The following is a 24,176-nucleotide window of genomic DNA, read 5'->3' as shown; positions in this document are numbered from 1 at the left end:
CCTTTCCTTACGCTTCACTTACAAGTTTAACGATTTTTTGAGCGCCTTCAGCCATAGTGCTAGCGGGTTCAATTGCTAAACCTGATTCTTTTAAGATTTTTTTACCTTGGTCTACATTTGTTCCTTCAAGACGAACGACTAATGGTAATGTAAGCTCAACTTCTTTAACAGCAGCTACAATACCTTCAGCGATGATATCACAACGCATAATTCCCCCGAAGATATTTACAAAAATACCTTTTACGTTGTCATCCCCTAAAATAATTTTAAAAGCTTCAGTCACTTTTTCTTTAGTAGCACCGCCACCTACGTCTAAGAAATTGGCTGGTGTACCGTTAAAATGGTTAATTGTATCCATTGTTGCCATTGCTAAGCCGGCACCGTTAACCATACAACCAATATTTCCGTCTAAAGCGATATAGGACAATTCATATTTAGAAGCTTCGATTTCTTTTGGATCTTCTTCATCCAAGTCACGTAGTTCCACCACATCTTTATGACGGAATAACGCATTGTCATCAAAGTTAATTTTAGAGTCTAATGCTAAAACTTCCCCTTCACCTGTTAAAACAAGTGGATTAATTTCAACAATAGAACAATCTTTTTCAATGAACACATTGTATAAAGAAATTAAAAATTTTACTGCTTTATTAATTGATGCTTTAGGAATGTTAATGTTAAACGCAATTCGACGCGCTTGATAAGGTGATAAACCTACGACAGGGTCGATTGTTTCTTTAAAAATCTTTTCTGGACTTTTAGCCGCAACTTCTTCAATTTCAGTTCCGCCTTCTTCAGATGCCATTAAAGTTACGCGATCTGTTGCGCGATCAATCACAAAGCCAACGTAATATTCTTTTTGAATATCTGCACCTTCTTCGATGTATAAGCGTTTTACTTCTTTACCTTCTGGACCCGTTTGATGTGTAACGAGCACTTTACCTAGCAATTCATTCGCGTATGTTTCAACTTCTGATAAAGACTTAGCAATTTTTACACCGCCTGCTTTACCACGTCCCCCAGCGTGAATTTGTGCTTTTACAACATAAACATCTGTATCTAACTCTTTCGCTTTTTCTACAGCTTCTTCAGCTGAAAAAGCCACGCGCCCTTCTGGTACTGCTACGCCCATTGAGCGAAAAATTTCTTTTCCTTGATACTCATGGATATTCATACTCCATCCTCCTGTTTCTTAAGGTTAAGTTCAATTTCAATTATAGGAAATGTAAGCGCTATTGTAAACAGATAGATATAGAGTTCTCACTATTTATCAGACTTTTAACACTGATTTAATCCATTTAATTTAAGCGCCCTACTTTTTAATGGGCATGAATGATAAAAGGATGTCACAGAAAGAAGCTTATGATGGACGCATCTTTCTGTATTGCATTATATTTCACTTTTATTGTTGTTGATTATGATAATATAAACTTAGCTTTCCTTATACATTAATAGACTGAAAAATAGGAGGTATCTTTAATGGATTTTAATACATATCAACAAAAAGCAATGCGAACTTTAAAAGATCAGCCCGATTTTCATAAACATATTCAGATGGCCGTATTGGGACTTAATGGAGAATCTGGCGAAGTCGCGGATATCATCAAAAAGCATTTGTATCATGGTCACGATTTTGATAAGGTGGCTTTTAAGAAGGAGCTTGGAGATGTATTGTGGTATCTCTCAACATGTGCATCTGTCATTGATACAGATTTGAATGAAATTGCACAGTTAAACATAGAAAAACTTGAGCGTCGTTATCCAAATGGTTTTAACCATCAAGATTCAATCCACCGCAAAGATCATTGATATAAGATGTATTGTTTTGAAGCATAAAAAATGCATAAAACAAAGGCCGGAAATGAGTTTACCATACATGTGATATGGCAACCTCGCTTCCGGCCATTTTTAAAGTTTATTATTCAGAGAAGCGGATGGATGATTTCATCAAATTACTTGTCTGCTTGGAAAGTAACTTGCGTGTCATCATCCATTGGGACATTAATCGTTTTTTGTTCATCTTCTGTTGATTCCACGGCAAAATTATGGTCTTTCAATAGACGAATCAAGTCAGCTTGTTGTTCTTCTTCAATAGAGATATTTAAATTTTGTTCAATTTCTTGCTTTATTTTTTCTAATTTCTTTTCATCATGTGTAATCTCCACTTCTGTTTCTTCAAAGTGAACGAGTACTTTATACAATTTCTGTAATGTTTCATCCATAAATTTCAAATTCCTTTCTTTAATTGGAAATTAATTATAGTAAAACATAGATTCACAAATTTGCAAACGAATACGATTAATTGACCTTCAAAATAGGATCAAATCAGCAACTAAATCTTACATCTTCTTTGCGATGATTGACTTGATCGGTTCAAAACTTTTGCGGTGAATATCTGTCACACCATACGCTTCCAAACCATCTAAATGTTTTTTCGTCCCGTAACCGGCGTTATTTGAAAAATCATAGCCAGGGTATTGTTGATCATAAGACGCCATCAAATCATCCCGATATTCTTTCGCAATAATACTCGCTGCTGCTATTGAAACACTTCGAGCATCCCCTTTTATAATGGACTGCTGTGGTGCAGCGATTTTATCTAATGTCATCGCATCAATTAAATAATGCGTAGGCACCACAGTTAACTTTTCAATTGCGCGATACATGGCTAATTTGGTTGCTTCGTATATATTGAGTTCGTCAATTTCCTGTGGTGTGACCACTCCAATTTGCCATGCACGTACATTCGCTTGTAACTGTGTATTCAAGTTCTTGCGTTTAGCCGAAGAAAGTTGTTTAGAGTCATTGATACCAATAAAGTGATGTTCGGGTTGTAAAACAACCGCACTCGCGACGACAGGCCCTGCTAAAGGTCCTCTACCCACTTCATCTATTCCACAAATCAATGCTTCCGGATGATGCGCTAAAATTTCATTTTCAAATTGGCACATTTCCTCATATTTTAATAGCTGTGCCTGTATTTTTCCGATTTGCTTTTCACGGCTTAAAAAAATACGTTGTACGCCCTTTCGAGTATCATGATAATCCGGGTGTGCCTTTAAACTTTGGATATTTTGAATGGCTTGTATTTCTTTTTTGATTTGAGCAATAGTTTTTGATGGTTTCATTTATTGCGCACTCAATTCATCATAAATATCGAAACAATATGTTCCTATTTTCGCATTTCTAATTTCATGAATAATTAATTCAATTACAGCTTCATAGTCCACTTCATTTCCACGTTGTAATAGGCCTCTTTTACGCCCAATTGCGTCAAACCATTCAATATTGTCTGCATCACGTGGCACATCAATTTTGTAATGTGCCAATAAGCCTTCATAATCATGTTCAATTAAAAACTCTAACCCATAAATGGCAACTTCATCCAAATGCACAATGCTATCTTTGATGGCACCTGTTAAACTTAGCTTTTTACCGATCAACTGATCTTCAAATTTAGGCCATAAAATTCCTGGTGTATCTAATAATTGCAATGATTGACCCACTTTAATCCATTGTTGCTGCTTCGTTACACCTGGTTTATTTCCTGTTTGCGCGATTGTGCGTTTTGCCAATTTGTTTATTAGCGTTGATTTACCTACATTTGGGATACCCACTATCATCGCGCGAATCGCTCTTGGTTTTAACCCTTTAGCTTTTTCACGTTCAAATTTTTCTTTCGTTACTTCTATAGCTGCGACTTCGACCTGCTTTAAACCTTTACCGTGCTTAGCATCGACCGCAACAGGATAGGCCCCTTTTTCTTTAAAAAATGTATACCACTTTTCCATTTCTTTTAAATGAGACATATCTTTTTTATTAAAAATGACTACGCGTGGCTTTTGTTGTATCACTTCATCAATCATCGGATTTCTTGAACTTAATGGAATTCGTGCATCTACTAACTCAAATACAACATCCACTTTTTTTAATTGCTCTGTTACTTCTCTTTTCGCTTTGGCCATGTGACCGGGAAACCACTGAATCACCATAAATTTTAAACTCCTTTAAATAATACGCTAGACATCGTTTTTTCAATTTATCTATGTTATATTAATTATTGATTTTGGTAGAAATATCATTTTAAGTTGTGCATTCATCAAAATGTTCTTCAACCTACCCGTACATGAATCACATGTATGATTTATCTTAGAATATTATGAGGTACCTACATTACTTTAAGTATAATTAACTTGAACGTCAATAGCTATTAATCACACAACGTTTGATTTCATGAAAGCAGGTATTTTTTGATGTATAATATAGAAAGAATTGCTGAAATTTTTAGGTTTGTTCTCGTAGGTGGTATTAATACATTGAACTATTACGTCGTATACCTTATCCTTTTGAACTTACTTCATATTCATTATCTTATCAGCCATATCGTTGGCTTTATTATTGCTTTTGTTATTTCTTACTATTTAAATTGTTACTTTGTTTATAAAGTCAAACCAACCTTAAAAAAGTTTTTAGCTTTTCCGCTAACACAAGTTGTGAATATGGGCACTCAAACGTTGCTTATTTTTATTTTTGTACAATATTTAAGTTTTAACGAATCGATTGCACCTTTTATCGGTTTAATTGTAACGATTCCAATCACTTATGTCTTATCTAAATACATCCTTAAAGATCGATAATATATAAAGTGGGGTTCAATGATGAAGCGCTTTTTTCAATCTGTAAACATGATTATCACAGCATTGATTTTATCTTTAATAGGTCACGCGTATATCATTTATCGCTTTAGTGTAGATGGTTTATTGTTCACTGGCCCTAATGATGGTCTAGAACAAATGGTACCAATTCAGATGTTTTTATATCAAAAATGGTCTGAGGGTACCTTTTTTTATACGACCGATTTCGGATTAGGGGGAGATTTTTTTACAGATCTATCTTACTACTTTTCAACGAATATCATTTTCATCATTACTGCACTTATAACATGGTTATTACATCATTGGGGACTTATCGATCCAACTCAAATGATGTATTGGTTAAAACTCGCACTGATTGTTTCAATTTTAAAATGTGCATGCATTATCCTTGCGACATACGCTTATGCAAGATACATACACTTAAAACACCACGCTGCAATTTTATTTGCGTTTTTATTTGCAACTTCACCGATATATTTTCGTTTTACAGTCTATTGGCCATTTTTCAGTGATGTATTTATTTGGATGCCTCTCCTATTTTTAAGTATTGAGCGTTTTTTTAGAACTGGAAAAATAGGACTTTTTGTAATCGTCGTCGCCATATCGTTCATCAATAATTTTTATTTTGCTTATTATCAAGTGTTAATGGGTATCATTTACTATCTTTTGCGTCTAATTTATCGGCACGATGAAGATTTAATACATCGAAAGCAATCATTTGTTCCGCTTGTTGTTGGAGCCATTTTAGGCGTAGGTGCAAGTCTTTTCTTTTTCTTTCATGGTGTTCACAGCTTTTTAAATAATAGCAGAGTTCCTTATAGTGGCCGTATTCCATTCGTTGAGCCATTCAATTCTGGCTCAAATTTATTTTACGATAATTATTTAATCGTTATATTATTCATTACGATTCAAGCTTTGCTGACCTTTAAATTATACCGTCATTTTTACTTTAGACTCTTTGCTATTCTAAGCTTAATCACGATTGTATGCGCATTTATCCCATATGTTGACAGTCTCTTTAACGGCTTTTCTGCGCCACAAAAACGCTGGCACTATTTACTCGCATTTGCTTCAAGTGGTTTAATTGCATGCTATCTCCATCACTTCAAATCTATAGACTATAGAACATATATCTTTACTTCTATTCCTGCAATATTGGTAGTATGGATAAGCGCTTATTTTTATGAGCGCTATGTCACTTGGATATATATGTTGCCCGCTGTCTTTTTCATCGGGCTATTAGCCTTATTATTAAAAAATACACAGACAAAGTATATTTTCTCATTTCTGTTCAGTATTTATTTGATATCGTTATTCGTATTGAACTTACTTGTCTCTCTTGTTTTTACAAAGTACCAAATCTTTCATCAAGACCATGAAAAAAGGGCAAATCGATTTTATGTAGAAGCAAGTCTTTACAATACACCGCTTCAACAAGAACTTGTTAACGACATGAAGTCTCAGTTAAGGGCCGGAGAACGTATCGATTGGCGAGTAAATGCGCAAGATAACACACCAATGTACCAAAATTTTAGAGGGTTGAGTCTATATTCGAGTATTTTTGATCATCATCTTGTAGCACTTTATTATCACGAATTGATGATTAATTTAAAAGAAGAATCTGTAAGCCGTTATCAATCGACAGGAAGCCGCTCCAATATCGCGAGTTTATTTTCTGTTCGTTATCAAATGTTGAAAGATTACCAACATGAATTACCTGCAAACTTTCAATGGGTTAAACAGCAAGGTCAATATCAAATATATGAAAATCAGGATATCCTTCCACCAGTTCGTGTCATGGCGCGTTACTATCGATCAAGTGATTTAAAACACCCTCTAGATCGTGAACATGCCATGATCGAAGGTGTTGTTTTAGATAATAAAGGAGACCCTTATCCGACAAAAACAAGCAATCTTATTAATAAGGTCTATCCCTCATATATTCATGCACATAAAATTGGTAGGAATAAAATTAAAGTCTCCCAACCAGAGGGCGGCTTGCGCATTCATGTTCCGTATACAATTCGAAAAAATAATAAAGATTTTTATCTTATTGTTTATGTTAAAAAAGGATTGCCTGATAGTAACAGTACGATTATCGTGAATGACTATCAAAACAATCGTTTGTTTAATGATTCCATTTATCGCACTGGTCAAAATGAATTATTATATCGGACTCAACCAGACGAAAATGGCAATATTCGTATTCAATTTTCTCCTCAAGGTATTTATCATTTCCAATTACGTGGTTTATATGGAGAAAATTATCAAATTCTCAAAAAAGCCAATCATCACATGAAGCATCATTTGGTTGAAAAACAAGGGAAGTTCTTTATTCGTTTGAGAGCACATCAGGGGGGTATGGCAGTTATAAACATCCCTTATCGCCTAGGCATGTCCGCTAAAGTTGATGGTAAAAAGGTAAAGGTTGAAAAAGTGAACTATATGATGACAGGCGTCCCAGTTTCAGCGCATGCAAAGGAAATCCAATTGACTTATCGTCCACCTTATTTTATAACAATGATTATTATTTCGATATTCAGTGTCGGACTCAGTTTCATGTTTAGCCGTTGGTGTCGACAACATTATCAAAAAAGAAAGAGTGAAAAAGTTGAAAAAGCAAACTAAAACGTTGTCCTTTAAAAAAGGGCTTAAACTTATGATCGTTGCAAGTTTTGTGGGATTGATTGTTTATTTACCTGTCCTCTATCGCTTTGTTGTTCATGGAATCATTTATAGTGGTAACGGAGATGGATTTAAGCAAATGATGCCATTCCAAATGTTTTTGTATGATCGGTTTTCTCATTTTAAGTCCTTTTATGATTTATCTTTAGGACTTGGCGGTGATTACTTTACTGATTTAGCCTATTATTATGCTACTTCTCCTATGATGTATTTTAATTTCTTATTTGTCGCTTTAGGACAATGGCTATTTCATATGCACCCTCAAGGGATTGCTTTTTGGCCTGGAAACCAAATATTTACGGCTTATTTACGTTGTATCATGACTTTTATCGCTGCATACGGGATGTTTAGAGCATTTAATTTTAAACGTTATGAACGCTATTTAGGGGCATTTCTTTACGCAAGTTCTTCCGTCGTTTACTATTTTAATTTTACGTGGTCATTCTTTGGAGATATTTTAATTTATTTACCTTTATCTATTTGGGATATGGAGCGTTTTTTTAGAAGCCGTAAAATCGGTTTGTTTATAATCGCGATTACTTTAACTTTATATTCGAACTTTTATTTTAGTTATTACGAATTAATTGGCCTTACAGTCTATTTAATTTATCGTATGATACATACACATCCCAAAGATTGTGTCACAAGATGGCAAAAACTCTACCTGTTGATACCGGCTACCATCATCAGCTTTTGCATCGCTTCGATTGGATTTATCACAGGTGTACGTTCGTTTTTAAATAATGATCGAGAATCGAATGATGTCATGATTTCTCCCATCATAGATTTTTCTCAGAAATATCATATCTTTACAAATGGATTTTATATTACAGTTACATTTATTGCATTAGTTGCGTTATGTTCATTTAAACTCTATCGTCATTATGAATATAAAATGTTTGCTGTCTTAACATGGCTTCTTTTAACTGGTTCTTTATCGCCTTATTTTGATAGTATGTTTAACGGGTTTTCCTTTCCACAACGACGCTGGGTTTATTTCCTTGCACTGACAACAAGTGCACTCATCACGCTATGGATTAAATATTTCAATGAATTGACACGCAGAGACTTTTTACAGTCACTCATACCGATTATTCTTTTAGCTATCACAACCCTGCTCTTTTCGAGAGGTGCCATGTGGTGGATGATTGTCAGTATCATCATCCTAATCATTTTGAGTCATTATGCACTTAAACAAAAGAAATTAACACAAAATATGCGGTGGATAATTCTAATCCTCTTTGTAGTACAACAATTTGTCCTACTTATCGATTATCATCATAATAATATCGCACCTTATCAGTCGACAATGAAAGATTTGCAAGCTGCAAAATATCATAGTCCTACATTACAACGAGAAATCAACCAAATTAAACAACATCAAACATCTATTGGACGGATAGACTATATGGATCCTTATGCAGTAAATTCAAGTCTCATTTATAGGTTTAATGGTGTAGCGCTCTACTCTAGCATTTTTGATGGTCGTATTCTTCAATATTACGATAAAGAAATGCAGATTAATATGGAATATGATAGTAATAGTACTTATCGGTTATTAGGTGATCGTGCAAACTTGTATGCTTTATGGGGTGTTTCAGATCGTATCAAAAAAGCGCCGGATACACTTCTACCCTATGGTATGCAACCTGAAAACGATATTAAAGATGGCAAAACAACATGGGCACATGCTAAAAATCTTATCCAATACCCGAGTGCGCACTTAACAAATAAAGTATATAATCCTGATGACTTAAAATCGCCTCTAGATCGCGAGCAAGCCATGTTACAAGGCGTCGTTATGCCAGATACAAAAGCAAATCATTCTTTTGAACCGAATACTAATTTCGTTTCCAAAGCAACCATACAACCTCGTGATGCAACATTAAATAAAGATCACTTATCAGTTCATAAAAAAGACGGAGGCGTAAATATTCAAATTCCCCACCAACAACATTCTGCATTTAAAGATTATTATATTGAGATGGATGTTGAATTACTGAGCCCTAGTCAGCCACATTACTTAAAAGTGGATGATTTCTATCAAAGACGTACATCATTAAATTATGCCTATCGTCGTTTTGTCACACCAGTTACCGTTCGAGTACCCGCCAAAGATACAGTTCAAGTCAAACTTAAACAAGGGAAGTACCGTTTCCGTATTAAAGGCATATATGGAGAAAACTATCAAACACTTAAAAAAGCTCAAAAAAGTGTACAGCCCGTTCGAATTGAACGCGGTGCACAACAATTGAAAGCACATTTTAATTCGAATCAAGCACAGTACCTTGTATTACCTATGCCTTATCGAGAAGGATTGTCAGCAGAAGCGCATGGAGAATCAAGAGTAGTCAAACAAGGCAATGGGCTAATGACGGTCATTCCTGTACAAAAAGGAGATACTGAGGTAACACTACACTATGCGCTACCTTATTGGAAAACATTAACAGGACTCACACTTATCGGCCTCATCAGCGCATTGTTATATCGAAAATGGTTAAGAAAAACGGGGGAAACTCATTAAGAATTCAATGATCTTAAATATAACTACAAAGAGAAGGTATTACTTGAATTTCGTGATATTGGCAATATTTTTAATAATCATATTGATGGGACATATAAATGATTTACGAGACAGACCTCATTTCTAGATTGCTGTAAATCTACATTACTCGTGTTCCAATATCCCAAATGAGCCTCGTGACTTCATCAAGATCAGGGTACGAAACCACAGATGATTGCTTCATATGAGAAAATATATAAAAATTGAAATATAAAAAACCGGAAATTCATGATTTCCGGTTTTTGTTTTATGTTTATTTTGTTACTTTGCGCTTCGAAATTAACGAATTTCTTGAATACGCGCTGCTTTACCACGTAAGCTACGTAAGTAGTAAAGTTTCGCACGACGTACTTTACCGCGACGTTTCACTTCGATTTTTTCAATTTTTGGTGTGTGTAATGGGAATGTACGTTCAACACCAACACCAGATGAAATTTTACGAACTGTGAATGTTTCAGAAATACCGCCACCACGACGTTTGATAACAACACCTTCGAATACTTGGATACGCTCACGGCTACCTTCAATAATACGAACGTGTACACGTAAAGTGTCACCTGCACGGAATGCTGGGATATCATCGCGTAATTGTGACTTAGTCACTGCTTCAATTAATTTGTGATTTGTCATTTTTTATTCTCTCCTTCAAACTATGTTCTTGCCTCGACAAAATATAGCAGCGGATCATAGTGATTTTTGTGCTTCCACACTCAGAATATACTAGCATAAATCAATTTGTTTTTCAATGTTCTTTTAAAGATTCAATATACTTTTGATCTTTTTCGCTTAAATCATAAGATGCTAATAAATCTGGGCGCTTTTCAAAAGTTCTTTTTAATGATTGTTCGTGACGCCATTGTTCAATATGGTCGTGGTTTCCCGAAAGTAATACATCTGGAACAGACATATCTTTAAACGTTCTTGGGCGCGTGTACTGAGGAAATTCCAACAAACCGCTTGAAAATGAATCATCTTCATGTGATGCCTGCTTACTTAATACACCAGGTATCAATCTAACAATGGCGTCTGTCATGACCATCGCAGGCAATTCGCCTCCAGTTAACACGAAATCACCGACTGAAATTTCATCCGTGACCAATTTTTCTCTTATTCTTTCATCATAGCCTTCATAATGACCGCAAATAAAAACGAGATGCTTTTCTTTCGATAAAGACTCTGCCAATTTTTGATCAAACGGTTTACCTTGTGGCGTCATCAATATCACTCGTGTTTCATCCGTGACATCAATCGCATCCATTGCATTGAAGATAGGTTCAGGTTTTAACACCATACCTTGCCCGCCACCAAATGGATAATCATCGACTTGATGATGCTTATTATCTGCGTAATCTCGAAAATTAATCGTCTCTGTCTGTAAAATTTCTTTTTCACGCGCACGTTTTAAAATAGATTGATTCAACACACCGTCAAACATTTCTGGAAACAATGTTAAATAATCGATCTTCATTCGTTTAACAACCCTTCAAGTGGTGTAATCATAATTTTACGATTCTCAATATCAACCTCTTTTACGACATCCGCTATGTAAGGAATGAGATGTTCTTTCTCTCCTTTAACAACCCAAACATCATTTGCGCCTGTCTCAAAGATTTCTGTGACACGTCCGATTGGTCTATCTTCATCAAAAACCGTACAACCAATGATATCAGAATAGTAGTATTCATGCGCACCGAGTTCAATATCTTTATGATCTCTTTCTTGAAATAAATGAGAACCTTTTAAATGTTCAACTTCATTAATATTGGTATAGCCTTCAAATGTGAGCATATGCAAACCTTTATGCATGCGATGTGATTTAACAACCACATTCATTGTTCCCGTTGGCGTATCAATTTGTAATGTTTCACCTGGTTGAAAGCGAATATCTGTAAAATCAGAATGTGATTGAACTTTTAACTCACCTTTAATGCCGTGCGTATTTACAATTTTACCCACTTCTACTTTCATGATGTGCACCTCCTATTTCTTATTGTTATGTATAAAAAGGGTGAGACTCGGTTACATCTCAGTAACATTTCGTCTCACCCTTAACACCGATGATTCAATTTGTCATAGGGTTTGAATCCTATTTACGTCTCGCCTATGAAAACACTAAAGTTATAAAGTCAATGTAGATGACTTTATATTTCAAATAGCAAAGCATTATATAATCAAATGCGCGTCCGTGCTTTGACTTGAACAACGGCTATTCCATTAACATTGTCATTGGGTTCAAGGCATTATAAAAAAGCATATTGTGGGCCTTTTTATGATTACTTTGACCGCTCAATGTTAAAGCAAAATTATTTTGCTTTTTTTTGCTCATCGAAAGTTTTTAAAATACCTTCGCGTGATAAAATATTATGAACTGTATCTGTTGGTTTTGCACCGTCTTTTAACCATTTAAGTGCTAATTCTTCATCAATTTTAACCTCTGGCGCATTTACTGCTGCTGGGTTATAAGTACCGATTTGCTCGATGATACGACCATCACGTGGTGAACGTGCATCTGCTACTACAATACGGTAAAATGGATTTCTTTTTGAACCTAAACGTGTTAAACGAATTTTAACTGCCATTTATTATTCTCTCCTTTAATTCTCATTAAGTTTTGTTATCTACAAGAAACTATAATAACAGGTCATATAACGTTTGTAAAGAGAAATTTCTTTACCAACATACATATTGAAATAAAGATGCTACTGAAGCTACGCAAAAACTTTCAAACAATCTACTATACTCGTGCTTGATATACAAATATAGAAAATATACATTGAATAAGTCTGAGGCATCAATTCCAAAATAAATAGCGCTCTGATGATTTTGAATAGAAAATCGCCTGAGCGCTATTATAAATCTACGTATAATATGACGTCGTAAGCCTCAGCCTGACCTGTAGTTTTCAGCGCCTAAGCAAACACGTTCATTGTGGCAAGGTTATCAAAAATTTTATGCCCCGAACTCATTTTAGAATGGCAGATTCATGCCTTTAAGCATATTTTGTAATTGATTTTGCTTACCTTTTTTACCTTTTCCACCGCCTGTAAATTGTTTCATCATTTTCTTCATATCGTTGAATTGTTTTAACAGACGGTTGACCTCTTGAATTGAGCGTCCAGAACCGTTCGCAATTCTACGTTTTCTAGAAACATTTAGTTTAGCAGGGTCTTCTCTTTCTGTCGGTGTCATAGACTGAATAATTGCTTTAATGTGATCGATTTGTTTATCGCTCATATTAAGTTTATCCAAGCCTTTCATTTTATTCATACCTGGAATCATTTTCATAATATCATCAAGTGGCCCTAAATTTTTCACTTGATCTAACTGTTCTAAAAAGTCGTCCAGCGTGAATGACGATGTGCGCATTTTCTTTTCTAAGTCTTTAGCTTTTTCTTCATCCACTTCTTGTTGTGCTTTTTCAATCAGACTTAAAACGTCACCCATACCTAATATACGTGATGCCATGCGTTCAGGATGGAACAATTCTAAGCCATCTAGCTTTTCGCTCATACCTATAAATTTAATCGGTTTTTGTGTTACTGCTCTAATAGAAAGCGCTGCCCCACCACGTGTGTCACCGTCTAGTTTAGTTAATGTAACACCCGTAACGTCTAACTGTTGATCAAATGACTCTGCCACATTTACAGCATCTTGACCTGTCATTGCATCCACGACTAACATGATTTCATTCGGCTTAGCAATTTCTTTCACTTCTTGTAGCTCATTCATTAGCGCTTCATCAATATGCAGACGACCCGCTGTATCAATAATAACAAAATCTAAATGCTCATCTTTTGCATGTTGCAATGCGTTCGTCACGATTTGTTGAGGTTTAACTTGATCCCCCTCAGTGTACACAGGGATGTCAATTTGTTTTCCAACAGTCTGTAATTGATTAATAGCGGCAGGTCGATAAATATCAGCTGCAACGAGCAACGGCTTTTTATTATATTTTTTACGCATTAATAAAGCGAGTTTCCCTGCAGTTGTCGTTTTACCTGCCCCTTGTAAACCTACCATCATCACAACTGTAGGTGGTTTTTTAGCCATCGTAATCGTACTATTATCGCCGCCCATTAAAGCAGTGAGCTCCTCTTGTACGATTTTAATCACTTGTTGGCCTGGTGTTAATGACTTCATAACGTCAGAGCCTAAAGCTCGGTCTGAAACTGTCTTAACAAAGTTTTTGACGACTTTAAAGTTTACGTCCGCTTCTAATAAAGCAAGACGTACCTCCCGCATCATCGCTTTGATATCAGCTTCAGTCACTTTACCTTTACCTTTTATTTTCTGCATTGTCGCTTGCAGTCGATCGGATAATCCTTCAAAAGCCATAAAGTGACCCTCCTTATTCTAGTTCTTCAAGTTCTTTAATATATGATTGAATACGTTCTGGTTCATTAATATTTTGATGCATTAATTGATAAATTTCTTGTCTTCGTTTAAAGCGACGGTATAAACCCAATTTTGCTTCATAGTCTTCTACCAAATCGCCAGTTCTTCTTATGTTATCATACACTGCTTGACGACTCACTTCAAATGTCTCTGCAATTTCACTTAATGCATAATCTTCTAAATAAAAGAGTCGTAAATAATTTCGCTGCTTTTCTGTTAAGAGTGATTGATAAAAATCAAATAAGTAATTCATACGAATTGTTTTGATCAAGTCATTTTCATGCATAGCCTATGCCTCATTCTCAGAATCATCATCATTAGATTCTGGCACATTTTGTTCGATCATGTCAGCAAACAACCCATAAACGTAACTTTCAGCATTGAACGGCTGTAAATCATCCATTTTTTCACCAAGTCCTACATATTTAACTGGTATATGCAATTCATTTCGTATCGCTAACACAATACCCCCTTTAGCTGTACCATCTAATTTCGTTAAAACGATACCAGTCACATTTGTAACTTCTTTAAACGCCTTCGCTTGTGCTAAAGCATTTTGACCTGTCGTTGCATCTAAGCAAAGTAAAACTTCATGTGGCGCTTCAGGAATTGAACGCGAAATAACACGCTTAACTTTTTCAAGTTCATTCATTAAATTTTGTTTATTTTGAAGTCGTCCTGCTGTATCACAAATTAAAATATCGACACCTTTGTTTTTAGCGGCATTAATTGCATCATACATGACAGCAGCAGGATCAGATCCTTCTCCTTGACGAACGACGTCAACACCAACGCGTTCACCCCATACTTCAAGCTGTTGAATGGCACCTGCTCGGAAAGTATCACCTGCTGCAAGCATGACTTTTTTACCTTGCAATTGATAGCGATGCGCTAACTTACCAATCGTTGTCGTTTTCCCTACGCCATTGACACCGACCATTAAAATAACGTTTAAACGTCCATCTTCAATATTCATGACTTCTGATTGATCGTCATCTTGTTGGTATATTTCAACAATCTTTTCTACAATAGCTTCGCGTAAATCTTCAGTTTCTGTAATATTGCGTCGCTTAGCTTCTAAACGTAATTCATCAACTAACTCCATTACAGTATTAAATCCAACATCGGCTTGAATTAACATTTCTTCCAATGCTTCAAAGAAATCTTCATCCACTTTTCGATAATGCGCTAATAGGTTATTTAATTGATTTTGGAAGTTTTCACGTGATTTTTCTAAACCTTCACGGAATTTCGCACCAATTTTTTGAGATTCTAACTCTTCAAACTCTTCAATAGATATTAACCCATCATCGAACTCATCATCCATAGACGGCCTGTTGTCTTGAGACTTTAATGAAGTGTCTGCTTCATTTAACTTTTTATGATCATCTTCATCTTGCCCTGTCTCATCATGTTGTAACAGTTCATCTTGTTCTCGCTCGGATTTGGCAAACTTATCTTTTAAACGTTTAAAAAAGCTCATTTATTTTGAGTCCTCCTTTATCACTTCATCTATAGTATTCAAATTCACACTGACTAAACGGGAAACACCCATTTCTTGCATCGTCACACCATAGAGACGGTCACACATTTCCATTGTACCTTTACGATGGGTAATGACGATAAACTGTGTTTCCATTGATAACGTTCTTAAATATGATGCATAGCGCATCACATTGGCTTCGTCTAATGCCGCCTCGACTTCATCAAGAATAACAAACGGCGCTGATCTAACTTTTAAGATTGCAAATAATAAAGCAATAGCACTTAGGGCTCTTTCGCCGCCACTTAAAAGCGAGAGGTGCTGTAATTTTTTGCCTGGCGGTTGGACTTTAATTTCGACGCCAGCAGTTAAATAATCTTTTTCAGTTAAAGTTAGTTCTGCTTGTCCTCCGCCAAACAACGACTTAAACACTTCAGCAAAATGATCTTGAATCGCATGAAATGTTGTACTAAAACGATCAGACACCTCGATATCCATTTCTTGAATAATTTGCTCTAACGTTGATTTCGCTTCACGTAAATCGGTTCTTTGCTCAGAAAGGAAAGTGTAACGTGCTTCGACTTCTTCATATTGTTCAATAGCGTTCAGATTGACTGGCCCCAGCTCATCAATTGACATTTGTGTTAATTTCACTTTCTGACGTAATGCCTCAATCTCTTCAGGTTGACTTGGATACGTTGCGGCTGCATGTTCATAGGTCATGTGATATTTTTCGTCTAAATGTTTTAACGCATGATCAATGAGTACATCTAGTCGTGATTGGGCAGATTTAATATCTTGATATTGACTCTCGATATCCAGTAAATTTTGATGTGTGTCTTCTAATGCCTTTTCATTCGATTCTATTAAATCTTCTGTATCTTGACGTGCATGTCTTAGCTCATTTTGTTGATTTAAATCTGTTTCCTTTTCTTGTTGTTTTTGCGTGATTTGCACCTGAATATTTTCTAAAACCGAACTGTCATTCACCTCATCAGAGTTGATGACTGCTAATTGATCTAGTAATTTTTGCTGATGCGCGTTGATGTCATGTTGTTCTTTATCATAACGTTTGAGATGCTGTTGTTGCGTCGTTAAACGTTCTTTAATAACGGCTAAGTCTGATTGATATTGATGCAATTGTTGTTGAAGTTGTGTCGTCTGTACTTTACCTTCTTTATTTTTTTCAGTCATTGCTTTAATTTGTGCATCTAAAGCATTGAGTTCTTTTTTAATCTCATCTTTCCGCTTTTGCTTAGCAACTAATGTCGCTTCACTTTTATCTGCCTGATAGCCGTCATTTTTTTCAAATTCAAATTCTTCATGCTCATTTTTCAAACGCTGCTCTATTTCAGTATAACGATCAAGTGCTAATGCTAAATCATGTAGTTCGTGTTTCAACTGATTGTATTGTTGTTGTCCCTCTACATAACGTTGACTCAAATCATCTTGCTCTTTTTTTCTTTTTTGACAAGCTTGTTCGAGCGCCTGTGTTTGTGCGACATATTGTTTGAGTTGTTCTTGCAAACGATTCAGCTCATCCTTTTGTCCTAATATCGTTTGGCGTTGCTGTGTCCCACCACCTGTCATAGAGCCACCAGGATTAACAATTTCACCTTCTAATGTTACGATACGCGTTTTATATTGAATTGCCCGTGCAATTTCATTCGCATGTTTTAACGTATCTACAATCAATGTTCGACCTAATAAATTGTCGATGATATGTCTATACTGCGCGTCGACTTGTACTGCATCACTGGCAATGGTAATAAATCCTGCTTGCCGTTCCGCAACACGCACGAGTGATAAATCTAGCTTTTTCCCTTTAATGACAGATAACGGTAAAAATGTAGCACGACCTAGTCTTTTTGTTTTTAAATAATTGATGGCCTCGCGTGCGGCACGTTCATCAGTAACAATGACATGTTGCGTCGTCGCGCCCAAAGCTGTTTCAATGGCAGTCGTATGTTCGCTAGAAACATTGATTTGTTGGGCAACAGCACCATGAATGCCAGTCAATTGATCTTTAGCTTGTAAAACTGCTTTAACTCCTTGGTAAAAATGGCTAAAATCTTCTTCACGTATTTTCATACTTTCAATTCGTGATTTCAGCTTATCATTATATCGATAAGCCTGATACAGCTTTGATTCATCATCTTTTTGATTTTGTTGGATTTGAGCTAATTCATTTTCAAGTTGTTCACTTTGTTGTTGCACCGCTTGCATTTGTTGTTGCTTGTCATGACGTTGCTGACTCGTGGATTCAATTTGATGTTGTGCCTCTGTTAGCTGATTATAAGCTTCAGTCAAACGTGAATCTAAGCGAGATTGCTTCACTTTATGTTCATCAATCGTACGTGTTAGAAAGCGAATATCATTATTGACGTCCGCTTGTTCTGTCATTAATTGATAGTAAGTATCTTTACTTTGCTCTAGCGTTTCTTCAATGGACGCATCCGATTGATATAACTGGTCCTCTAACTTTTGGATATGATGGTTAAGCGTTTTACGTTTTTCTTTCAAATCTGAAATCGTTTTTTCTACCGCTTGCATATCTTTTTCAAGTTGTGCCTGTTGACGTTCTAACGCAGCTTGTTCTTCTTCAATGCGTGCATTGGCTTGGGACTGATTCTTTTGTCTTTCTTCAATCAATTGATATTGGCCCGACAATTTTTCAACTTGCTCAGTAGATTCAATCAATTTTTGGTTGACCTTTTCGAGTTGTTGATCGATTTCATAACGTTTCCCTTTAGCCGTTTGAATCATATGCGTAATTTTAGACTTTTTCTGGGCGATTTTAGCTTGGATACTTTTCAATTCATTTAAGGTCGTATCATGCGCTTCGATTTGTTTTTGATAAGACCGAATATCATGAACAGTGACTCTAATATCACTTTGTTCTAATGTTTGACTGAGTTGCAAATATTCTTTTGCGATTGCCGCTTCTTCTTTTAAAGGCTCTACTCTACCCTCTAAATCATACAAAATATCCTCAACACGTGTCAGATTGCTTTCTGTATCATCGAGTTTTTCTAGTGACGCTTCTTTTCTCTTTTTATATTTTAGAACTCCTGCTGACTCTTCGATAATTTGACGTCGATCAATCGGTTTGGCATTCAAAACCTCATCCACTTTACCTTGAGAAATAATGCTAAATGCTTCTTTTCCCAAACCTGAATCTAAAAATAACTCTCTAATATCTTTGAGGCGCTGTCTTTCATTATTAAGATAAAAAGCGCTATCTCCGTTACGGTAAAGTCGTCTTGTTACAACAACTTCTGCGGCATCGATATTCAAAATGCCTTTGCTGTTATCTAATTTCAACTGAACCTCTGCAAAATTCTGTGCATGACGATGTTTTGACCCGGAGAAAATAATATCCTCCATCTTACTCCCACGCAATACACGTGCAGATTGTTCACCGAGCACCCATTTAATTGCATCGGTAATATTACTTTTACCACTCCCATTGGGTCCTACAATTGCAGTTACACCTTCATCAAATTCAATCTGCGTTGACTCAGCAAATGATTTAAATCCATATGCATCAATTGACTTTAAATACACCATTGTCTACTCCTTATGTGTCATTTGCAAATATGCCTGTTCAGCTGCTTTTTGTTCAGATTCTTTTTTAGTACGTCCTTCACCTTGAGATACAGGCTTCCCATTGATTATAATTTCAGAGGTAAAAGTTTTATTATGTGCAGGCCCATCCTCTTTAGCGATACGATACGTAATCACACCAAGATAATTCTGATGTACATACTCTTGCAATTTCGTTTTGAAATCAATCACACCTAAATGTTGCTGGTCTTTCACATGAGGAAAAATAACAGCTTCTGCAAATTTCCAAACTGTCTCTAACCCTTGATCCAAATATATTGCACCGACAAATGCTTCAAACACATCAGCCACTAATGAAGGGCGAGTTCGGCCACCCGTTTTTTCTTCGCCTTTTCCTAACAAAATCAATGGCATCAGGTCAATTTGCTGTGCAAAAATGACGAGTGAAGGTTCACAAACCATTGTTGCCCTCATCTTTGTTAAATCCCCTTCCGGCAATTGCGGATATTCATCAAACAAATAACGCGAGACGGTTAGTTCTAATACAGCATCCCCTAAAAATTCCAATCGCTCATTATGCTCGATTCGTTCCATATTGTAATCGTTTATAAAACTTGAATGAGAAAATGCCTGTTGATATATCGAAATATCATGATATGTTAATTGAAGTTCTTTCATTTTATTTTTAAAGTTTTTTTCAAATTGTAATACTAGTTCTTCCTTTCTCACCTTCGCCATGAGTTGACCTCCTTGTATTAAGTGTTTATGAAGTACATGATGACGTCTTCACAGTCTTCTCCGTTCGACACAACATTCACCACAAGTGTACCAAGAGGTGATATATGAATATGAACACGCTCCCAAACTTTTAGTGAGCACATCACACGTTGTCATGTTGTTCACTAAAAGTGGGACTCATCGTTCAATTGACACTTCAATCACAATTGCTCTTCTATTATACGTGATGTTACACTTGAAACCTATCAGATTAGTAAAAAATCTGAGCCGAAACATCGACTCAGATGAAAACAATTATTTTTCAAGTGTATTAATGTAATTAACAGCGTCTCCAACTGTGTTGATTTTTTCCGCTTCTTCATCTGGAATTTCAGTACCAAATTCATCCTCTAATTCCATCACTAATTCAGCAATATCAAGTGAATCTGCACCTAAATCTTCTTTGAAAGATGCACCTTCAGTTACTTTATCAGCGTCTACGCCTAAACGATCAACAATGATGTCTTTTACTTTATCGAAGTTTTCCACAGCCCTTCACCTCCTTTAAAAGCTTGTGCTGTAGTTCAACACTTTGCATGATTCTTCGTATCGAATTGAAACACTCGACTGTTATATTTTGCCATTTTATTGGCCTAAATACAACCCATTTCCGAGAAGACTCATCCGTTTACGAGAACTATTATACCATGATTCAAATCATATGAAATCGATATTTGATTAATACACATTAAAATATTTATTTCACATTTATTTGTCACAATCATTTCGCACTTTTTTAGTCTGAAACAAAGTCATGTCTCAAACTTTATTCCATATGCATGCCACCATTTACATGTAACGTTTGTCCTGTGATATATTCCGCTTTATCAGAAGCAAGAAATGCAACTGTATGCGCAATATCTGTATCTTGTCCAAAGCGACCTAGTGGAATTTGTGATTTCATCGTTTCTTTCAACTCATCATTTAATGCATCTGTCATATCAGAAACGATAAAACCAGGGGCTACTGCATTAATCGTAATGTTACGTGATGCAAGTTCTCTTGCCGCTGTTTTTGTCATACCAATGACTCCCGCTTTAGACGCGACATAATTAATTTGTCCAGGATTACCTACCGCACCGACGATACTTGTTAAGTTGATAATGCGACCATGACGTTGTTTTAACATTTGTGGCGTCACTTTTTGAATACAATTAAAGACACCTTTTAAGTTTGTATCAATGACTTCGTCCCATTCGCGCTCTTTCATTCTCATCAATAAATTATCTCTTGTAATCCCTGCGTTGTTTACAAGTACATCGATTGAACCAAATGTTTTAACGACTTCTTTAATCATCGCTTTCACTTCATCGCCGTTTGAAACATTAGCTTGAATGGCTACTGCATCAACGCCTTTTTGTTTAATTTGTTCAACAACTTCTTCTGCTTTTTCTTGATTGCCTGCATAGTTAACAACAACATGATAACCTTCTTCTGCTAATTGCAAAGCAATACTACGACCGATACCGCGAGAAGCGCCTGTGACTAATGCTACTTTACTCATCTGCTTTCCATTCCTTTACATCTTCGAGTGTTTGGATCGAAGTTATTTTTACATTTCTGTTGATCTTTTTAACTAAACCGGATAGAACTTTGCCTGGCCCTACTTCTATAAAGTGGTCTGCACCTTGTTCGATTAACCATTCTACAGAATCAATAAATTGAACAGGAGCATACAACTGTTTAATCATATTTTGTTTGATTTGTGTCGCATCTACTTCAGATGATGCATTCACATTTTGAACGACTGGTGTTGTCGCTGAATGCCATTCAAACTGATTAATATAAGTTGTAAATTCTGATTCAATGACTTGCATCATCGACGAATGAAATGGCCCTGACACGTCTAACGGTAAAACACGTTTGGCACCTAAACTTTTACCTTCAGCTACAAAGCGATCGATGGCTTCCTTATGACCTGAAACAACAATTTGACCAGGACAATTGATATTCGCAGGTTCAACGACGTACTGTTCCGTTGAAATTTGATCACAAATCGTTTTGACTTCCTCCAAAGACAAACCTAATACCGCTGCCATACTTCCGACACCTTTAGGAAAAGCTTGTGCCATGAGTTCCCCACGTTTGCGAACGATTTGAACGGCATCTTCAAATTTTAAAACACCACTCATTACTAAACTCGCATATTCACCAAGACTATGGCCTAAAGTAAAGTCACTTTTAGGTTGTCCCATAGCCGCATATAGCGCCATACTGTGTGTGAGTAGCGCAGGTTGGGTATTTTCAGTTTGACCTAAAATCGCCTCTGGATCCTCAAACATCGTTTCTAATAAATCAAAAGGCATTTGTGATTGTGCTTGATTAAGAATATGTGTGGCAGCTTGATCTTGTTGATACAAATCTTGTGCCATTCCGACTTTTTGGGCACCTTGTCCCGGAAACATTAAAACAGTTTTACCCACTTTATTCAGCCACCTTTTCTCTCATGTTTTCAACAATTCGCGTATCCGCTGCAATTTTTGCTTGGCGAATCGCTGAATAAAATGCTTTGGCATTTGAACTTCCATGTGCTTTTACTACAATTCCGTCAAGCCCAAGTAACACCGAGCCGCCATACTCAGTGTAATCTAATTGTTTCGCGATATGCTTAATATCTTTTCTCATAATTAAAGCTGCCAGTTTATTTTTCATATTATGTAATAAATCATTTTTAATGATTTTACCAAACGATTTGGCAATACCTTCTAAATTTTTCAAAATCATATTACCTGTATAACCGTCTGTCACAATAACATCTGCTTCGTCTTCCATGATTGACTTCGCTTCAATATTACCGACAAAATGAAACTGTTCAGTTTTTGACATTAAATTAAAAGCTTCTTTTGTTAAGCTATTTCCTTTTTTAGCTTCGGTACCGATATTTAACAACGCAACTTTAGGCGTTTCAATACCTCTTAGCTTTTGTGCATAAATATGTCCGAGCACAGCATTTTGATATAAATGCTCAGCTTTCGCATCTGCATTTGCGCCCACATCTAGGAGTACAACACCTTTACCACTTACTGTTGGTAACGTCACCACTAGTGCTGGACGTGCAACACCCGGCAAACGACCTACGATGAATAGACCTGATGACATAAGTGCACCCGTATTCCCAGCTGATACACATGCATCTGCCTCACCATTTTTTACCGCCTCTGCCATACGCACCATTGAACTATCTTTCTTACGCTTAATCGCGCGAACTGGTTCATCTTCCATCGTAATTTCTTCAGTCGTATGTCTGACTTCTACTCTAGGGTGCTGAATATGACACTGCTTTTCATCTCCAAATAAAATGATTTCCAAGTCCTCAAATTCATTAACTGCTTTTTCAACACCTTCGAGAACGATATTCGGTGCATCGTCGCCACCCATCATATCTACAGCTAATTTTACCATCTTATTCATCCTCACTTATGTAATACATTTTAAATATTCCTTCAAAGACTCTTTCTTTTTCAACATAAGAAGTGACACTCATTTCATAATACTTGTCATCATGAAATTCAACCTCTGCTGTTGCCATGACAACATCACCTAAATGAACAGGCTTTACAAAGTGAATATGACTTTCTTTTGTTAATACAGCGATATGTTTAACCATTGCGACGCATAACGAATTCGCTTGTGCAAACAAAACATGTCCACGCGCTATTTCATTTCTAGAAAAAACGTCCTTCTTTGTGATTGTCAAAATAGATTTACCATAATGATTCGGTTCAAGTGAAACGATATCACCTATAATATCTTGATCCTCCAAAGCACTAATATTTTGGTATTGATCTTTTGCGACACTTTTCACACGTTCACGTAGTTCAGGTATCTTAAGTTGATTACGATCAAGACGAATCGTTTGTATACTCACTTCAAACATCTCGCTTAATGCTTGATCCGTAATAAACGGATTTTGTTGGATGGTTGTTTCAATTAGCGTGCGTCTCTCATCCTTAGTCTTTTTCACATCATCGCCACCCAAAATTTAGTACCAAGTCTCAATTGACTCCACATTATTTTAACACGTTCAACCTTAGTTTCAAAACAATTTAAT

Annotated in this window: 22 protein-coding genes; 4 read left to right on the top strand and 18 right to left on the bottom strand. The window is 36.1% G+C overall.

The window, feature by feature from the left end; translation table 11 throughout:
- Nucleotides 1–7 precede the first annotated feature (7 nt).
- Entirely contained in the window at nt 8–1,174 is a 1,167-nt protein-coding gene (sucC, locus tag C1H58_RS06900) for an ADP-forming succinate--CoA ligase subunit beta (RefSeq protein WP_165545747.1), read from the bottom strand.
- A gap of 305 nt (nt 1,175–1,479) precedes the next feature.
- Between sucC and C1H58_RS06895 the strand changes: the two genes are divergently transcribed.
- Nucleotides 1,480–1,809, top strand: coding sequence for a nucleoside triphosphate pyrophosphohydrolase family protein (locus C1H58_RS06895; protein WP_165545746.1), 330 nt, complete (start codon nt 1,480–1,482; stop codon nt 1,807–1,809).
- 143 nt (nt 1,810–1,952) lie between these two features.
- Here C1H58_RS06895 and C1H58_RS06890 read toward each other — a convergent pair whose 3' ends face one another.
- The 3 genes from C1H58_RS06890 to ylqF form a co-directional block, all read right to left on the bottom strand.
- On the bottom strand, nt 1,953–2,222 hold the full coding sequence (locus C1H58_RS06890) for a hypothetical protein (RefSeq protein WP_016424899.1): 270 nt from the start codon (nt 2,220–2,222) through the stop codon (nt 1,953–1,955).
- Nucleotides 2,223–2,339: 117 nt separating this feature from the next.
- Nucleotides 2,340–3,128 (bottom strand): ribonuclease HII, encoded by a 789-nt coding sequence (locus C1H58_RS06885; protein ID WP_165545745.1) that lies wholly within the window; start codon nt 3,126–3,128, stop codon nt 2,340–2,342.
- Entirely contained in the window at nt 3,129–3,992 is an 864-nt protein-coding gene (ylqF, locus tag C1H58_RS06880; protein WP_165545744.1) for a ribosome biogenesis GTPase YlqF, read from the bottom strand.
- A 261-nt stretch (nt 3,993–4,253) separates the two neighbouring features.
- On the opposite strand from ylqF, the gene C1H58_RS06875 reads away from it, so the two are divergent.
- Genes C1H58_RS06875 through C1H58_RS06865 form a run of 3 tightly spaced genes read left to right on the top strand, consistent with a single transcriptional unit; the run spans nt 4,254 to nt 9,864 of the window.
- Nucleotides 4,254–4,637, top strand: coding sequence for a GtrA family protein (locus C1H58_RS06875; RefSeq protein ID WP_060830030.1), 384 nt, complete (start codon nt 4,254–4,256; stop codon nt 4,635–4,637).
- Between the two features lie 21 nt (nt 4,638–4,658).
- A complete protein-coding gene (locus tag C1H58_RS06870) occupies nt 4,659–7,283 on the top strand; it encodes a YfhO family protein (RefSeq protein ID WP_165545743.1) in 2,625 nt (874 codons plus the stop codon).
- On the top strand, nt 7,258–9,864 hold the full coding sequence (locus tag C1H58_RS06865) for a YfhO family protein (RefSeq protein ID WP_481864908.1): 2,607 nt from the start codon (nt 7,258–7,260) through the stop codon (nt 9,862–9,864). Before C1H58_RS06870 ends, C1H58_RS06865 begins: the two co-directional genes overlap by 26 nt.
- Before the next feature lie 318 nt (nt 9,865–10,182).
- Here the strand turns inward: C1H58_RS06865 and rplS are convergent, their stop codons facing one another.
- The 14 genes from rplS to fapR all read right to left on the bottom strand — a co-directional run bounded on the left by rplS (nt 10,183) and on the right by fapR (nt 24,089).
- Entirely contained in the window at nt 10,183–10,533 is a 351-nt protein-coding gene (gene rplS, locus C1H58_RS06860) for a 50S ribosomal protein L19 (protein WP_016424892.1), read from the bottom strand.
- 112 nt (nt 10,534–10,645) lie between these two features.
- Nucleotides 10,646–11,371 carry a tRNA (guanosine(37)-N1)-methyltransferase TrmD gene (gene trmD, locus C1H58_RS06855; RefSeq protein WP_165545742.1) on the bottom strand — a complete coding sequence of 242 codons (726 nt, stop codon included), beginning with the start codon at nt 11,369–11,371 and terminating at the stop codon, nt 10,646–10,648.
- Nucleotides 11,368–11,871, bottom strand: a complete 504-nt coding sequence (gene rimM / locus C1H58_RS06850; protein WP_050331223.1) for a ribosome maturation factor RimM — start codon at nt 11,869–11,871, stop codon at nt 11,368–11,370. The genes trmD and rimM overlap by 4 nt, the downstream gene beginning before the upstream one ends.
- Nucleotides 11,872–12,206: 335 nt before the next feature.
- Nucleotides 12,207–12,482: a 30S ribosomal protein S16 gene (gene rpsP / locus C1H58_RS06845; protein WP_016424889.1), complete on the bottom strand. Its 276-nt coding sequence runs from the start codon at nt 12,480–12,482 to the stop codon at nt 12,207–12,209.
- Nucleotides 12,483–12,870: 388 nt separating this feature from the next.
- A complete protein-coding gene (ffh, locus tag C1H58_RS06840) occupies nt 12,871–14,238 on the bottom strand; it encodes a signal recognition particle protein (protein WP_165545741.1) in 1,368 nt (455 codons plus the stop codon).
- A gap of 13 nt (nt 14,239–14,251) precedes the next feature.
- Nucleotides 14,252–14,584: a putative DNA-binding protein gene (locus C1H58_RS06835; protein WP_050331226.1), complete on the bottom strand. Its 333-nt coding sequence runs from the start codon at nt 14,582–14,584 to the stop codon at nt 14,252–14,254.
- 3 nt (nt 14,585–14,587) lie between these two features.
- A complete protein-coding gene (gene ftsY, locus C1H58_RS06830; protein ID WP_165545740.1) occupies nt 14,588–15,781 on the bottom strand; it encodes a signal recognition particle-docking protein FtsY in 1,194 nt (397 codons plus the stop codon).
- A complete protein-coding gene (smc, locus tag C1H58_RS06825) occupies nt 15,782–19,351 on the bottom strand; it encodes a chromosome segregation protein SMC (protein ID WP_165545739.1) in 3,570 nt (1,189 codons plus the stop codon).
- Nucleotides 19,352–19,354: 3 nt separating this feature from the next.
- Nucleotides 19,355–20,086, bottom strand: a complete 732-nt coding sequence (rnc, locus tag C1H58_RS06820; RefSeq protein ID WP_165545738.1) for a ribonuclease III — start codon at nt 20,084–20,086, stop codon at nt 19,355–19,357.
- A 294-nt stretch (nt 20,087–20,380) separates the two neighbouring features.
- Complete coding sequence (locus tag C1H58_RS06815; RefSeq protein ID WP_016424883.1) at nt 20,381–20,614, bottom strand: acyl carrier protein; 234 nt, start codon at nt 20,612–20,614, stop codon at nt 20,381–20,383.
- 277 nt (nt 20,615–20,891) lie between these two features.
- A complete protein-coding gene (gene fabG, locus C1H58_RS06810) occupies nt 20,892–21,629 on the bottom strand; it encodes a 3-oxoacyl-[acyl-carrier-protein] reductase (protein ID WP_165545737.1) in 738 nt (245 codons plus the stop codon).
- A complete protein-coding gene (gene fabD / locus C1H58_RS06805) occupies nt 21,622–22,548 on the bottom strand; it encodes an ACP S-malonyltransferase (protein WP_060830035.1) in 927 nt (308 codons plus the stop codon). Before fabD ends, fabG begins: the two co-directional genes overlap by 8 nt.
- Nucleotide 22,549: 1 nt before the next feature.
- Nucleotides 22,550–23,527, bottom strand: coding sequence for a phosphate acyltransferase PlsX (gene plsX, locus C1H58_RS06800; protein ID WP_165545736.1), 978 nt, complete (start codon nt 23,525–23,527; stop codon nt 22,550–22,552).
- A gap of 1 nt (nt 23,528) precedes the next feature.
- The gene (gene fapR, locus C1H58_RS06795) at nt 23,529–24,089 is read right to left on the bottom strand and encodes a transcription factor FapR (RefSeq protein WP_050331233.1); all 561 of its coding nucleotides are present in this window, start codon (nt 24,087–24,089) and stop codon (nt 23,529–23,531) included.
- Between the last annotated feature and the right edge of the window lie 87 nt (nt 24,090–24,176).

The sequence above is a fragment of the Staphylococcus sp. 191 genome (genome assembly GCF_011174885.1).
GTDB classification, from domain to species: Bacteria; Bacillota; Bacilli; order Staphylococcales; family Staphylococcaceae; genus Staphylococcus; species Staphylococcus coagulans.
This window is presented reverse-complemented; position numbering and strand designations above follow the sequence as displayed.